This is a genomic window from Acetobacter oryzifermentans, from assembly GCF_001628715.1.
Taxonomy (GTDB): domain Bacteria; phylum Pseudomonadota; class Alphaproteobacteria; order Acetobacterales; family Acetobacteraceae; genus Acetobacter; species Acetobacter oryzifermentans.
This window is the reverse complement of record NZ_CP011120.1, coordinates 324,903-339,364: the sequence shown is the minus strand read 5'-3', so window position 1 is coordinate 339,364 and position 14,462 is coordinate 324,903. Positions and strand designations below refer to the sequence as shown.

Annotated in this window: 12 protein-coding genes; 3 read left to right on the top strand and 9 right to left on the bottom strand. The window is 55.4% G+C overall.

All coding sequences use genetic code 11. From position 1 onward, the window contains the following. Window positions 1–128: 128 nt before the first annotated feature. The 9 genes from pstS to trpB all read right to left on the bottom strand — a co-directional run bounded on the left by pstS (window position 129) and on the right by trpB (window position 10,981). Complete coding sequence (pstS, locus tag WG31_RS01575; protein WP_082823102.1) at window positions 129–1,163, bottom strand: phosphate ABC transporter substrate-binding protein PstS; 1,035 nt, start codon at window positions 1,161–1,163, stop codon at window positions 129–131. 73 nt (window positions 1,164–1,236) lie between these two features. After that, the gene (locus WG31_RS01570; protein WP_063353409.1) at window positions 1,237–2,544 is read right to left on the bottom strand and encodes a sensor histidine kinase; all 1,308 of its coding nucleotides are present in this window, start codon (window positions 2,542–2,544) and stop codon (window positions 1,237–1,239) included. Between the two features lie 18 nt (window positions 2,545–2,562). Then, window positions 2,563–3,252 (bottom strand): phosphate regulon transcriptional regulator PhoB, encoded by a 690-nt coding sequence (gene phoB / locus WG31_RS01565; RefSeq protein ID WP_063353408.1) that lies wholly within the window; start codon window positions 3,250–3,252, stop codon window positions 2,563–2,565. A gap of 223 nt (window positions 3,253–3,475) precedes the next feature. Next, window positions 3,476–4,765 carry an adenylosuccinate synthase gene (locus tag WG31_RS01560; protein WP_006116863.1) on the bottom strand — a complete coding sequence of 430 codons (1,290 nt, stop codon included), beginning with the start codon at window positions 4,763–4,765 and terminating at the stop codon, window positions 3,476–3,478. A 67-nt stretch (window positions 4,766–4,832) separates the two neighbouring features. Continuing rightward, window positions 4,833–6,017 carry an ATP phosphoribosyltransferase regulatory subunit gene (locus WG31_RS01555; protein WP_006116862.1) on the bottom strand — a complete coding sequence of 395 codons (1,185 nt, stop codon included), beginning with the start codon at window positions 6,015–6,017 and terminating at the stop codon, window positions 4,833–4,835. A gap of 52 nt (window positions 6,018–6,069) precedes the next feature. Further along, complete coding sequence (locus WG31_RS01550; RefSeq protein ID WP_035351286.1) at window positions 6,070–7,548, bottom strand: ATP-binding protein; 1,479 nt, start codon at window positions 7,546–7,548, stop codon at window positions 6,070–6,072. Beyond that, window positions 7,545–8,798 carry a TIGR03862 family flavoprotein gene (locus WG31_RS01545; RefSeq protein WP_063354826.1) on the bottom strand — a complete coding sequence of 418 codons (1,254 nt, stop codon included), beginning with the start codon at window positions 8,796–8,798 and terminating at the stop codon, window positions 7,545–7,547. Before WG31_RS01545 ends, WG31_RS01550 begins: the two co-directional genes overlap by 4 nt. 33 nt (window positions 8,799–8,831) lie before the next feature. Further along, window positions 8,832–9,665 (bottom strand): tryptophan synthase subunit alpha, encoded by an 834-nt coding sequence (trpA, locus tag WG31_RS01540; RefSeq protein WP_063353407.1) that lies wholly within the window; start codon window positions 9,663–9,665, stop codon window positions 8,832–8,834. Beyond that, window positions 9,662–10,981, bottom strand: coding sequence for a tryptophan synthase subunit beta (gene trpB / locus WG31_RS01535; protein WP_006116859.1), 1,320 nt, complete (start codon window positions 10,979–10,981; stop codon window positions 9,662–9,664). Before trpB ends, trpA begins: the two co-directional genes overlap by 4 nt. 188 nt (window positions 10,982–11,169) lie before the next feature. On the opposite strand from trpB, the gene WG31_RS01530 reads away from it, so the two are divergent. From WG31_RS01530 to rho, 3 genes are all read left to right on the top strand, one after another. Continuing rightward, the gene (locus WG31_RS01530) at window positions 11,170–12,360 is read left to right on the top strand and encodes a magnesium transporter CorA family protein (RefSeq protein ID WP_193561037.1); all 1,191 of its coding nucleotides are present in this window, start codon (window positions 11,170–11,172) and stop codon (window positions 12,358–12,360) included. A 1-nt stretch (window position 12,361) separates the two neighbouring features. After that, window positions 12,362–12,895 carry a hypothetical protein gene (locus WG31_RS01525; protein WP_063353406.1) on the top strand — a complete coding sequence of 178 codons (534 nt, stop codon included), beginning with the start codon at window positions 12,362–12,364 and terminating at the stop codon, window positions 12,893–12,895. A gap of 235 nt (window positions 12,896–13,130) precedes the next feature. Then, window positions 13,131–14,429 carry a transcription termination factor Rho gene (rho, locus tag WG31_RS01520; RefSeq protein ID WP_035351198.1) on the top strand — a complete coding sequence of 433 codons (1,299 nt, stop codon included), beginning with the start codon at window positions 13,131–13,133 and terminating at the stop codon, window positions 14,427–14,429. Window positions 14,430–14,462: the final 33 nt, after the last annotated feature.

The window sequence follows — 14,462 nt, the reverse complement described above, 5'->3', positions numbered from 1 at the left end:
TGGTGAATAACTTTATTCCAACTTTTTGTGCGTGACGCTTAGATGATGGTTTCATGACAGTTTCATGAAAAAAGCGGCCCGCAAAGGGGCCGCTTTCCATAATAAAATATCTTATTGAAATAAAAAGCTTATTTACCAGCCTGCCATGCAGATTGGATGCTATCTTTAACAGCCTTGGGCAACGGCACGTAATCAAGCTTTGCTGCAATGGAATCACCCTTTGCAAAATCCCAGATAAAGAAGCGCTTTACAGCTTCATCACGCGCGGGATTACGTGCAGGCAGCGGCACCAGAACATACGTGGCAGAAACAATTGGCCATGCCTGCGCGCCAGAAGTGTTCAGCAAATTAACAGAGAAATGCGAAGCATTTTTCCAATCTGCTGCTTCTGCTGCCTGAGAGAAGCTGGCCTGAGAGGCTGCTACAGCCTGACCAGAACTGTTCTTGAGGCGGATGGTAGTAAGGTGGTTACGGCTGGCATAGGCATATTCCACATACCCTACGCCACCTTCCGTATTCTGTACGGTAGCGGCTACGCCATCATTCCCGCGTGCGCCCAAGCCACCCGGCCAACTGATAGATGTGCCTGCACCGTATTGATCATGCCAATTTTTGGAAGACTGATCGAGGTAGGATGTGAACACAAATGTTGTGCCAGACCCATCTGCACGATGGATAGGCGCTACTGCCGTATCTGGCAGAGAAACACCGGGGTTAAGTGCGGCAATTTTTGGATCATTCCAACTGGTGATATCACCAGAGTAGATAGCGGCCAGCACATCACCACTCAGCACCAACACATCTGCCTTAATGCCCGGAATGTTCACAACCGGCACAATCCCGCCCATAACAGTGGGGAACTGAAAAAGATGGGCGCTTTCCAGCTTTTTGGCATCCATAGGCGCATCAGATGCCCCAAAATCTACCGTGCCTGCCAAAATCTGGTTCTGCCCGGCGCTGGAGCCTACAGTCTGATAATTTACATTAACACCTGTATCTGCTTTGGCGGCAGAGGCCCAGGCCTCATAAATCGGGGCAGCAAAACTGGACCCCGCACCAGTTACACTTTGTGCGTGAGAAAAAGAGGGTACAGCTGCCAGCAAGCAGGCAACCGCAGCAGCACAGGTTTCAGACCGAAAAGAAAAACGCATTTTGGGGAGCATCCCTAAGCATCAACACATAACGGCACCAGTACATGCCGCTTTTGCTTCGTAAGGGAGTGAATGCAAAAATGGGTTACGGCTGCAAGACAGTTTGGTGACAGTTTAATGAAGGATCAGCCACCAATGGCAAAAGCGGTAGCCAGATATGGCAGGATGTGCCCTGGCCCACTGCGCTTTCCACCACAAACCGCCCCCCATGCCGGGTGACAATATGCTGCACAATAGCAAGCCCCAACCCACTGCCCTGCACAGCGGCCGCAGTTTTAGCCACGCGGTAAAACCGTTCTGTTAAGCGCGCCAGATGTCGGGCCGGAATACCGGGGCCGTTATCCGTTACACTCAGCACAATACCCGCAGCGCTCGGCCAACGTTGATCTTCCTCTGCCTGATGGCAGGTTATGGTAATAGATACAAGTTTACCGGACTTTGTTTTTTCTGAAACAAGGCTATATTTTATAGCATTTTCAACAAGATTAACCACAACCTGTAAAAGTTGTGTTTCATCCCCTGCAACCTGCCAGCTCTTGTTTTCTGGCGGCTGTACATCAACCTTAACCGGCAAACCGGCAGACAGAAGATCTCCTTCTGCCTGGCATTGCTCAAACAGATCAGCCAGACACACTGCTTCACGCGGTTTTTGGTGTTCCTGCATTTGCACGCGGGAAAGATAAAGCAAGCTGTTCAGCAGGTTTTGCATCCGCTTGGCCTGCTGAGACATAATTTCCAAAAACTCTTTTTGTGCCAATGGATCATCTGCAGCTGGCCCCTGCAAAGTTTCTATAAACCCCAGCAAAGCTGCCAAAGGTGTGCGTAGCTCGTGGCTGGCAAATGCCACAAAATCCGTATGCTGACGTTCCGCAACAACAGCATCTGTTTCATCATGCAAATCAACAAACACCAATGTTGTTTGTGCATTGGGTGCTGTGTTTTCCCTGCGCATACTTATTGGCAACAATTCTGCTGGCAGGCTTTGTTTTTGCAAAACAGCCTGAACCACTCGCAACCGTGGAATATCCAGAATAACACGCACACGGCCCGATGGTGTGTTTCCTACCTTTTGCGCAAGCACCACATCCAGCTTGGCCTGAAACGCCGGATGGCGGACTATACTGCCAAGGTCTCCATCAAACTGCTGTTCAGCCATTTTGGAAACCACACACAACCCGCGTGTTTCATTTATTACCAACATGGCAGCAGGCAGACAGGCCATAACCTGTTCTAGACAGGGTTGAGAAACTTCCTTACTAGGGCTACGTCGTGCAAGAACAGGCACATGGCTTGCAGAAGCACGCATACGCCCAAGCACCATGCCACCCAAAGTTGCCATGGCTGCACCAGCTATGGCCCCCTCCCCCATTATCAGCCATGCCTGTGCAACCATGCCGAAAATTTACCCTGCTTAGCCTTGTGGCAGATCCAATGCATACCCTCTGGCTCGCACTGTACGGATAAGATCTTGCTCATCTCCTTCATTCAGGGTTTGCCGCAAGCGACGAATATGCACATCTACCGTACGCAATTCTACAAAAGAGCTGCGTTCCCAAGCATGTTTCAAAAGTTCCTCGCGCGAGAAAACTTTACCTGGGTTGAGCATAAAAAATTCCAGCAACCGATATTCCGTTGGCCCTAACGCCAGCAAGCGCCCGCCACGTTCCACCTTGTGGCTCACCCGATCCATCACCAGTGTATCAAACCGTAATGTTTTATCTGCTGGTGGCAGGCGGCGCAGCATGGCTTTTACACGCGCAAACAATGCCTCCATGCTAAAAGGCTTTACAAGATAATCATCCGCCCCAGTATCTAAGCCGCGGATCGTATCTGTTTCTTCTCCACGTGCGCTGAGCATCACAATCGGAAGCGTCGCTGTTTTGGGCTGCCCCCGTAGCTGGCGGCACACTTCTAAGCCGGAAATACCCGGCAGCATCCAGTCCAGCAACAACAGATCAGGGCGTTTTTGGCGCACTTCTTCAAGCGCTGCCTCACCATCTCCTACAACACGGACTGCGTATCCCTGTTTTTCAAGATTGTAGCCGATAAGCCGGGAGAGTGCCGGATCATCCTCAACCACCAGAAGATCTGCCTTATTCATGCTTTCCCTGCTTTTTGTAACATGATTGAAAGATAGGGGGTTCTCACAGCAAAAAACAACGTCCCACCACCTCGCAAGAAAGGGATTATGTGTGAAAACCGCTTATATATCGGGCAAAAAGTACCCGTATGAAAGTTTTGTGAAACCCTCATAAAGTTGCAACAAAAAAAAGGCCTTCCCTTATGGAGAAGGCCCTTTTGTTACAAATATTCTGGCAGCCAGATCAATCTTCAAACGGATCACGCATCAGAATAGTATCATCCCGATCTGGGCTCGTGGAAAGCAGGGTAACAGGCGCACCCACCAGCTCTTCAATCCGGCGCACGTATTTAATGGCCTGCGCTGGCAAGTCTGCCCAGCGGCGTGCACCGTGGGTGGTTTCCTTCCAACCTTCCAGAGTTTCATACACCGGCCGCACACGCTGCTGCGCTGCTGGCGCAGACGGGAAGCGTTCGACCTTCTGCCCGTCCAGCTCATACCCAACGCAAACCCGGATTTCATCCAGACCGTCCAGCACGTCCAGCTTGGTAAGTGCCAAACCATTTATACCGCCAACGCGCACAGCATGACGCACCAGCACGGAATCAAACCAGCCACAACGGCGCGCACGACCCGTGTTGGTGCCAAATTCATGCCCGCGCTCACCAAGGCGACGGCCTGTTTCATCATGCAGTTCTGTGGGGAACGGGCCTTCACCCACACGGGTGCAGTAAGCCTTGGCAATACCCAACACAAAACCCGCAGCCGTTGGGCCCATGCCAGAACCCGTACCTGCATTGGCAGCCACAGTGTTGGAGCTGGTAACAAACGGATAGGTGCCGTGGTCTACATCCAGCATCACGGCCTGCGCACCTTCAAACAGAATACGGCGGCCTGCACGGCGGGCATCATCCAGAATATCCCAAGTGGGGGCCATATAAGGCAGCACTTTAGGGGCAATATCTGTCAGGAACGTAAGAAGTTCTTCCTTGGTGAACACAGGTGCACCCAGCCCTGCCAGCAGGGTGTTATGGTGCAGCAGCAGTTCATCCAGCTTCCAGTCCAGCGTTTCCGGCTCGGCCAGATCACACAGACGAATAGCACGACGGGCCACTTTATCTTCATACGCGGGGCCGATGCCACGGCCTGTGGTGCCAATTTTACGATCACCCCGCGCAGCCTCACGCGCGCGATCCAGCGCACCATGCACAGGCAGAATCAGCGGTGCATTTTCTGCAATCTTGAGCGTATCGGGCGTAACTTCCAGCCCCTGTTCCTGAATACGGCCAATTTCCGCCAGCAGCGCCTGCGGGTCCACCACCACGCCGTTGCCGATAATGCCCAGCTTGTTGTTCACCACGCCAGAAGGCAGCAGAGAAAGCTTGTAAACCTGATTGCCCACAACCAGCGTATGTCCGGCATTGTGCCCACCCTGAAAGCGCACAACAATATCGGCCCGGCTAGCAAGCCAATCTACAATTTTGCCTTTGCCTTCATCACCCCACTGGGCGCCAATCACGGTTACGTTGGACATGGATGGTGTGCTCCTGAAAGAATCTTGCCGCTAACTGAAAGAGAAAAAGCCCCTTCCGGGGGAAAAATCATGACAAGGCCGTGCAAACGGTGCCACGCAACACATGGGTGCAACCCAAACGGCGTGCTTCAATCTCTGGCTCTACGGTGAGAGAAGATGCCGCCAGCGTGGCGTAACCCTGCGTGCGCAGGCGTGCGGCCTCCCGCTTATCTGCCCCCGGCGCCACATAAACACGTGGGCGGGCAGGTGTAGGCGGAATCATGCGGAACAGCACATCTGGCCGCAATGTCAGCCCACAGGCGGGTTCATTATCATTACACAGGTAACGGCCGCCACGCCCCAGCTCTTCCGAGCGGCCAACGGCAAACAGCGTGACACACACACCTGTGTGGTATTTCCAGCCCCGAAACTCTACCGGATCTACCGTCATGCGCAGATTGGGGCACTGCTCACGCAGGGCGGCCACGGTATCTACCAAACGGTCCAGAACAGCACGGGCCTTGGGCGGCAAGGTAATTTCAATCAGCCGGGCCACCGCATGTTCTGCCAGCCCGGTTGCTTCCAGCAATGCAATAAGCGTGCTTGCCAGTGGGCCACCCTGTTCGGCCACGGCAGCGGAATCCTTACGATCCAGCGCACGCATAAGGGCGGCGCGCTGCGCTTCGGGCACGTTACCTTCTTCCAGCAATGCTGGAATAAATGGCGGCATGGTGAGATCGAAGGAAACATCCTTCACACCCAGACGCTCAAGCGCTTCCGCCCCAACAGACATGACCTCCGCATCCGCTTCTGGCGAATCGGGGCCTATCAGTTCGATACCCGTCTGCATAATCTGGCGGCTGCTTTCTTCCGCAGCCACGGGAGACACCACAACACACACACCGGCGTAAGAAACACGCAGCGGACGTGGCGTGCTGGCCACACGGGTTGCCGCCATACGGGCCACCTGCGGCGTAATATCGGGGCGCAGCACCATCATGCGGCGGGTATCCGGGTCCATCACCCGGAAACTCTGTTCCGCAAGGGCCGCACCGGCACCCGCCAGATACGTGTCCTCAAACTCTATAAGAGGGGGCCGCACGCGGTCGTATCCGTGGGATGCAAACACGTCCATAAGCGTGGCAACGCCTTCTGCCTCGGTTCGGGCATCGGGCGTTAAAAAATCTACAAAGCCTGCGGGCAGCAGCGCCGGGCTAAAAGGCGGGTCTTCCGTCATGCTTCGGGCTATAGCACTGCATGGCGTGCCCGTCATGCCCGCAAAGGGGCACTTTTTACGCTATATGCGTCTAACAGGTGTGGTTTTTTCAGCCATCTGCGTTGCCGGGCAGCGTTTCCCACCCTGTACCGATAAAAGTAAGCACACGGCGGCCCATACCATCTGCACGCAATACAATCAGATTCTGGTCTTCCAACCACCCTAGCAGACGGCGTGCACGCCCCTTTGAAACCGTGCCGTACACTCGCGCAATAGCGGCATCAGATGGACATGGCTGCCGATCCAAGGCGGCACGTGCCAGAAAAAGCCCCACAGCCTGAAGGTCTTCCGGCAAAGTGGAGGCCAGAGCTTCGGCCTCCTGCCATTCGGGCTGCGTGGATGTTTCTTCATCCACACCGCTGCGAGCTGTGGCCAAAGCCCGGTTAAAGCGCCGCATATCCAGCGCATTCCGCCCCAATCCGGCAATCCGGCACCTTACCAGAAAATCCTGATACAAAACGGGTGCTGGTCGAAAAGCAGCTTCTTCATCTTCCATCATGTCACGCAGAATGGCGCGCATGCGGGCTTCACGCTCGGTTTGGGTTTCAGATGTTTCTTCGGGGGCTTCCTGTTCGGCTTGAGCGGCCTGTGCCTCACCATGTGCCGCAAGTTGAGTTAGCAGATCAGGCGGTGGCGGTGCAGGCGCTTTGCGTGGGCGAACAGGCATATCCTGCACAGGCACGGGGGCCAGGATAAGATCATGCACAGGCGCTGGTGGCGGCTCAAACGGCGTAAGCACCGGCCCGGCAGAGCGGCTTTCTGTTTCTACTGTGCCAATACGCACCGGCACTGGCCTGCGGCACAAGGCTGGACCAAGTGCTACAAAAGTGCCGCGTGCTAAATCTCGGAACGATTCGGCCTGCCTGCGCTCCATCCCCAGCAAATCTGCCGCGCGGGACATATCAATATCCAGAAATGTGCGGCCCATCAGAAAGTTGGAGGCTTCTGCAGCCACATTTTTGGCCAGCTTGGCCAAACGCTGCGTGGCAATAACCCCGGCCAAACCACGTTTACGACCACGGCACATCAGGTTTGTCATGGCGCCAAGGGATGCACGCCGGGCTTCGTCCGAAACTTCACCTGCGGCTGCTGGGGCAAAAAGCTGCGCTTCATCCACCACCACCAGCACCGGATACCAGTATTGGCGCGGCACCTCGAACATGCCACCCAAAAATGCAGCAGCCCAACGCATTTGCTGGTCTGCATCCAGACCTTCCAGATTCAGCACAACCGAGGCACGGTGCATACGCATGCGTTCACCCGCTGCATGTAGCGCCATTTCGGAATGGTCTGCGCCATCAATCACCAGATGGCCGAATTTTTCCGCAAGGCTGACAAAATCCCCCTCCGGGTCAATAATCGCCTGCTGCACCATGCGGGCGGATTGCTCCAGCAACCGCCGCAGCAGGTGTGATTTACCAGACCCAGAATTACCCTGCACCAGTAGGCGCGTGGCCAGAAGTTCGGCCAAATCCAATTGTGCCGGGCCACCCCCCGGCACTTCACCCATTATGATCATGCTGCTCATGGCTGGAGGGGATACCGCTTAGCCACTGTATCCTGCAACCATGCCTGTAGGCCCTTTGCTGCCGCGCGCCCCGTGGCAAGGCAGGCATGCAGCAGATAGCCGCCTGTTGGGGCCTCCCAATCCAGCATTTCCCCCGCCACAAACACACCGGGCACTGCACGCAGCATAAAGCCATCTGTGCAGGAATCGGACGTAATCCCACCAGCAGTGGAAATGGCACGGGCAAGCGGTTGTGGAGCGCTCAACACTACGGGCACAGCTTTTAACCGCGCAGCCAAAGCTTGAGGTGAGGAAGGAATATCCTGCCCACCTTCACGCAGCAATGCGACAGCAACAGGCGGTAAGCGCAATGCCTTGCGTAATTTATTAGAGAGGCTCTCTCGCGGGCGGGTAGCGGCCAAACGGCGGGCTACTTCCTGCTCTGGCATATCCGGGCGCAAATCTACCATCACGGTCACCACACCCTCTTCGGCAATGGCGGCCCGAATAGGAGCAGACAGTGCGTAAATCGCGCCGCCTTCCAGCCCATTAGCAGTTACCATCACTTCACCCTGCACGCGGTGCCCTGCAAAGCTGAGTGCCACAGGTTTAAGCGGCACGCCTGCAAAGCGCTCCCGGAACAGATCAGACCATGCTGTCTCAAACCCACAATTTGCGGGCTGTAAGGGCGCTATGTTCACACCCTGCTGCGCCAGAACTGGCACCCAGCCTCCTGCACTGCCCAAACGCGGCCAGCTTGCCCCACCTAGCGCCAGTAATGTGGCATCTGCCTGCATGGGGTGCGGTACATCCTGCCCTGCACGCTGCACAAGCAGGTGGCCGTGCTCATCCCATCCTTTCCATGCGGTGCGGGTGTGAAAAACAACGCCAAGCGCCTGCAACCGCGCCAACCATGCACGCAGCAACGGGGATGCCTTCATGGCCGAAGGAAACACACGGCCAGAAGACCCCGTAAAGTGGGCTTGCCCAAGCCCTTCCATCCAGTGCTGGATGTCCTGCGTGGTCCATGCATCCAATGCCGGGCGCAACCATGATTGCGCCACACCATAACGCCGCATCAAGGCCTCATGCGGTTCGGAATGCGTGATGTTTAACCCACCCCGCCCTGCCATAAGAAACTTGCGGCCAACACTGGGCATGCGCTCCAGCACCTGCACGCTGTAACCGGCCTGTGCCAGATACTCCGCAGCAGCCAACCCCGCAGGGCCAGCCCCAACAATAACAATATGAGCGGCTGAAGCGTGTGTCATGGGCAAGATATTACTGGAATCGGAAAAACGGAATCATACCGCCTTTCCGCCAGCGTTGCGCACGGCTTTTGCCAGATCTTCAATCTGCGCCAACACGCGTGGCAAAGTTTCCGCCGTAGCACGCCCTTTGTCATCCAACGTATCTGCCAAGGTGGATAGCAAGGCCGAGGCCACAACAGCACCATCTGCAATGCTGGAAGCGTTGGCAGCCTGCTGCGGCGTACGCACACCAAACCCAATGGCGATGGGCAGCTTTGTTACCTTACGCAGGCGCGGAATGGCTTCTTCCAGATCATGCGTGGTAGCGGAACGTGTGCCCGTAATGCCCGTAATGCTCACGTAATACACAAACCCAGAAGCATGAGAGAGCACATAAGGCAGGCGCTTATCCGATGTGGTGGGCGCCACAAGCCGGATGATATCCAACCCGTTTGCCTTGGCAAATGGTGCCAGCACATCGGCTTCCTCTGGCGGCAGATCCACCAGAATCAAGCCGTCCACGCCAGCGCCCGCAGCATCACGGCAAAAGCGTTCATATCCGTAGGATTCTACCGGGTTCAAATACCCCATAAGGATAATGGGGGTTTTGTTATCCTGCTGACGAAAATCCGTTACCATATCCAGCACGCCTGCCAGCGTGGCCCCGGCCTTAAGGCCACGACGAGCAGCAGCCTGAATAACAGGGCCATCGGCGGAAGGATCTGAAAAAGGCATGCCAATTTCAATCAAATCCGCACCAGCAGCGGGCATTTTCCGCAGCAGTTCGAGCGATGTATCCCAATCCGGATCATACGCTTCCAGATACGGGATAAGCGCACCGCGGCCTTCAGCGGCAAGTGCTTTAAAACGGGCTGCTATACGGCTCACAGCTTGACCCCCAGATGTTCGGCCACAGTGAAAATATCTTTATCACCCCGCCCAGAAAGGTTGACCACCAGCAGTGTATCCTTGGAAAGGGTGGGCGCAATTTTGGCGGCATAAGCCACGGCATGGGCAGATTCCAGCGCGGGAATAATGCCTTCCATACGTGTGCAAAACTGGAAGGCATCCAGGGCCTCATTATCCGTAATGCCTACGTATTCTGCGCGGCCAATATCATGCAGCCATGAATGTTCCGGCCCCACACCGGGGTAATCAAGCCCAGCACTGATGGAATGCGCTTCCTCAATCTGGCCATCTGCGTTCTGAAGCAGGTATGTGCGGTTGCCATGCAGCACACCGGGGCGTCCGCGTTCAATAGAAGCAGCGGTTTTGCCACTATCCAGACCGTGGCCTGCGGCTTCCACACCGATCAGACGAACCGATTTATCATCTAGAAACGGGTAGAAAATGCCCATAGCGTTGGAGCCGCCGCCAATAGCGGCCACCACAACATCTGGCAGACGGCCTTCAGCGGCCTTCATCTGAGCTTTGGTTTCCGTGCCGATTACGCTCTGGAAATCACGCACCATAGCTGGGTATGGGTGTGGGCCTGCCACCGTGCCAATAAGCATGTAGGTATCAGCAATGTTGGCCACCCAATCCCGCATGGCCTCATTCATGGCGTCTTTCAGTGTGCCTGCGCCAGAGGTAACGGGCACGACCTCCGCACCTAGCAAACGCATACGGAACACGTTGGGCTTTTGCCGCTCTACATCGGTAGCACCCATGTAGATCACGCATTTCAGGCCGAACAGGGCGCATACGGTTGCCGTGGCCACACCATGCTGGCCCGCCCCGGTTTCCGCCACAATACGGGTGCGGCCCATACGCCGGGCCAGCAGAATCTGCCCCATAACGTTATTGAGCTTGTGGGAACCCGTATGGTTGAGTTCTTCACGCTTAAGAAAAATTTTAGCGCCACCCAGTTCTTCTGTCATGCGCTGGGCAAACCAGAGCGGGCTGGGGCGGCCGACATAATCTTTCAGATAATAATCCAGCTCCTTCCGGAAAGCCGGATCAGCCTTGGCAGCTTTATAGGCTTCATCCAGTTCCAGAATGAGAGGCATAAGGGTTTCCGCCACAAAGCGCCCACCATGACGCCCACCAAAATGCCCCCGCTCATCCGGCTGGTGCCGGAGGGAATTGCTCTGCACCGCTGCCGTGCCGTGTTCCTTCGGATCTGCCATTTCTGGTCTGCCGCTCCCATACCGCGTGAAAAACCGCGCCTGCCAGACATGCAAAAGTCTGGCATCGCCTGTCATAACGAAGCCGCAGGCTTACCAGATACCGCAAGGCGTTGCACAGCCCTGCAACCACGTAACCTTGCCAGAAACATGTAGAAGGCCGCATAATTTGTAACAGTTGAATATTTGCAGCCCATATCGCCACCTGACATTCTGTGTTCAGAAAACAGTGGCCCTGCCTGCCTTCGGTAGCGCGCGCACACAAAATGGAGAATCGCATGTTCCTGGCCCACCGGCCTGGTATGCCCGCACGGGCTATTGAGACCGCAGCCGACGCCGCCGATGCCGTATGGCTGGATCTTCTGGACCCCACCCCGCAGGAACAGGCTCTGGCAACCCAATTATGTGGCCAGCCCATTCCCACGCTGGATGATCTGAACGAAATTGAAAGTTCATCCCGCATTAGCGTGCGCGATGGAGCGGCTTTTCTTTCCTCGCCTTTATTACAGAAAACCGGCCCGGAATTTCAGACAACACCTGTCGGCTTTATTCTGACGCAAAACCGGCTGTTCACTATCCGCTTTCAGTCCTACCAGTCTTTTGAAACCGTGGCGTTGCTTGTGGCGGATCATGCGCAGGTTATGCCTGCCCCCCATGCCATTCCCACCCCAGAAACACCGGCCCCCACACCCGCATCCACCACAGCTCCCTCTGCCCCACTCCACACCCAGCATGATACCATGCTGCATGCGGGGGAAATTCTGGTGGCGCTGATTGAAACCATTGTAGACCGGCTGGCCGATATTCTGGAAAGCGTGGGAGACCTGCTGGATACTCTTTCGCACGATATTTTCCGCACCCGTCCATCCGGCCAAGCCATGCGCAACATTGCATCATGGCAGCGTGACTTACTCCAGCGCGTGGGCAGCTCGGGCAATCTGTGTTCACGTATGCGCGATACGCTTTTGGGTATGGAACGCATTGCCCTATTTTTGAGCGAAAGCCGCAAAACAGCCAGCGCCATCCCCACCCCCGGATACATGCTAAGCACGCGCCACATCACCACGGATTCCGTACCGCAAGAAGGGGAAAGTAATACTGCCGCAGCCTATGCGCTTTCCAGCCCGTTGCGGATGCGCATTACCACAGTAAGCCGAGACCTTTCCTCGCTAGATGCCTATGTTTCCCAGGCGCAGGACAAGGTGGAATTTCTGCTGGATGCCACGTTGGGCTTTATTAACATTGAACAGAACGGGGTCATGAAGGTGCTGACAGTTGTCAGCTTTATTGGGGTAGCCCCTACTTTGATTGCTGGCATCTATGGTATGAACTTCAAGAACATGCCTGAATTGAACTGGTCTTTCGGGTACTGGTATTCACTCGGGCTTATGGCCTCCACCATTGTATTGCCCCTGCTGTGGTTCTGGAAAAAAGGCTGGCTGGGAGGGATCAAGTAAAATGCATCAGCTCTGGAAAACGGCTTTTTTCTGCGCCTCTCTTATCGGTAGCATGTCTACGGCACAGGCTGCATCTTCCACACCCACACAGGCCCCGCCACCTAATGGGTATCAGGCGTTTTTTGACCATCTGAGCACCGAACCCTTACGCTATGCCGCCGTATCTTCACGCAATGGCAAACGGTTGCTTGTTGGGCTTCATCCTTCCACGGCAGGCCATGTAGCGGGGGAGCTGATGCTGCTGGATGGTACCATGCGCCCGCTGTTAAGTGCGGATGTGGAAGGCACAGCGCCTGATCTGCAAAGCGGGCAAACCGGCATGTGCCAACTTACCACCACCCTAAAGGAAGACAGCCTGCACCTGAATGGCCCGTGCTCACAAAATCAGATTTCCGGTGGGCTTACACTCACCATGCACCCTTCCCAGCTATGGTCTCAGGTAAACAGTTTTATTTCCCCCGATATGTCGGTTTCCGCTGTGTGGCTGACCCGTGCCGGGTGGAATGCAGCCATTACCCCTGCGCCAACGCCATGAAGCACACACCACAAGGTTATTGACGATACATCTGGCCGCCGTTATTATGCGGCCCCAATAGTACTGGCTGACTTCACCTGCCCAGTGCATCCTCCCTTTAGTCTGGATTATTCTGCCCCGGCATCACCTTCCAGCAAGGTGCCTATTTGCCGCAGCCGCGCGCTTCCGGCAGCCGATGGCATGAGAAATCCTGACATATTCCTTATGAACTTTTGCCAGTCAGGGCATTTCCTAGATGCATCTTGCGGAACTCAAGGCCAAATCCCCAGCGGATCTTCTGGCCTGCGCTGAAGACCTGAATATTGAAAACGCGTCATCCCTGCGCAAGCAGGACATGATGTTTGCCATCCTGAAGGCGCTGGCCGATAACGACCAAGCGATCTACGGCGAAGGCACGCTTGAAATCATGCACGACGGGTTTGGTTACCTGCGTTCCCCCGAATCAAACTACCTTCCCGGCCCGGATGATATTTATATCTCCCCCACACAGGTGCGCCGCTTTGCCCTGCGCACGGGTGATACGGTAGAGGGCCAGATTCGCGCCCCGCGTGATGGTGAACGCTACTTCTCCATGCTCAAGATCAACACGATCAACTTTGAGCCACCGGATGCTGTGCGCCACCGAATCAACTTTGATAACCTGACCCCACTTTACCCTGAACGCCGCCTTCAGATGGAAGTGGAAAGCCAGGCAACAGCCCCGGAACCCAAATCCGAAAAAGGCAAGAAAAGCGCGCAAAAAGACTTTACCCCGCGCGTTATTGATCTTGTTTCCCCCATTGGTATGGGCCAGCGCGCCCTTATTGTGGCCCCACCTCGCTCGGGCAAAACGGTTATGCTGCAAAGCATTGCCTCTTCCATCAGCGCCAACCATCCGGAAGTTTTCCTGATCGTTCTGCTGATTGATGAACGCCCAGAAGAAGTTACGGACATGGCGCGCTCTGTGCGCGGTGAAGTGATTGCCTCCACCTTTGATGAGCCCGCACACCGCCACGTGCAGGTAACGGAAATGGTGCTGGAAAAAGCCAAGCGCCTTGTTGAACACAAGCGCGATGTGGTGATCCTGCTGGATTCCATTACCCGTCTGGCGCGCGCCTACAACACCGTTGTGCCCTCATCCGGCAAGGTGCTGACCGGGGGTGTGGATGCCAACGCCCTACAACGGCCTAAGCGCTTTTTTGGTGCCGCCCGTAATATTGAAGAAGGTGGTTCCCTCACCATTATCGCCACGGCGCTGATTGATACCGGCAGCCGCATGGACGAAGTGATCTTTGAAGAATTCAAAGGCACGGGTAACTCGGAACTGGTGCTGGATCGTAAGCTGGCAGACAAGCGTACCTTCCCGGCAATCGACATCACCAAAAGCGGCACCCGTAAGGAAGAACTGCTGGTGGATCGGGCTACACTGTCCAAAATGTGGGTTCTGCGCCGCATTCTGGCCCCTATGGGCACGATGGACGCCATGGACTTCCTGCTGGACAAGCTGAAATACAGCAAAACCAACAATGACTTCTTTGAAGCCATGAATAACTGACCGGGCAGGCTTTTCTCGCCTTTCTTTCCGTCA

Bases quoted from the DNA above. Each gene is read 5' to 3' on its own strand.
- WG31_RS01555 (WP_006116862.1), bottom strand. From the start codon at position 6,017: ATGACGGGCACGCCATGCAGTGCTATAGCCCGAAGCATGACGGAAGAC.
- phoB (WP_063353408.1), bottom strand. From the start codon at position 3,252: ATGAATAAGGCAGATCTTCTGGTGGTTGAGGATGATCCGGCACTCTCC.
- WG31_RS01550 (WP_035351286.1), bottom strand. From the start codon at position 7,548: ATGAGCAGCATGATCATAATGGGTGAAGTGCCGGGGGGTGGCCCGGCA.
- WG31_RS01570 (WP_063353409.1), bottom strand. From the start codon at position 2,544: ATGGTTGCACAGGCATGGCTGATAATGGGGGAGGGGGCCATAGCTGGT.
- WG31_RS01530 (WP_193561037.1), top strand. From the start codon at position 11,170: ATGGAGAATCGCATGTTCCTGGCCCACCGGCCTGGTATGCCCGCACGG.
- WG31_RS01545 (WP_063354826.1), bottom strand. From the start codon at position 8,798: ATGACACACGCTTCAGCCGCTCATATTGTTATTGTTGGGGCTGGCCCT.
- WG31_RS01525 (WP_063353406.1), top strand. From the start codon at position 12,362: ATGCATCAGCTCTGGAAAACGGCTTTTTTCTGCGCCTCTCTTATCGGT.
- WG31_RS01560 (WP_006116863.1), bottom strand. From the start codon at position 4,765: ATGTCCAACGTAACCGTGATTGGCGCCCAGTGGGGTGATGAAGGCAAA.
- rho (WP_035351198.1), top strand. From the start codon at position 13,131: ATGCATCTTGCGGAACTCAAGGCCAAATCCCCAGCGGATCTTCTGGCC.
- trpB (WP_006116859.1), bottom strand. From the start codon at position 10,981: ATGACAGGCGATGCCAGACTTTTGCATGTCTGGCAGGCGCGGTTTTTC.
- pstS (WP_082823102.1), bottom strand. From the start codon at position 1,163: ATGCTCCCCAAAATGCGTTTTTCTTTTCGGTCTGAAACCTGTGCTGCT.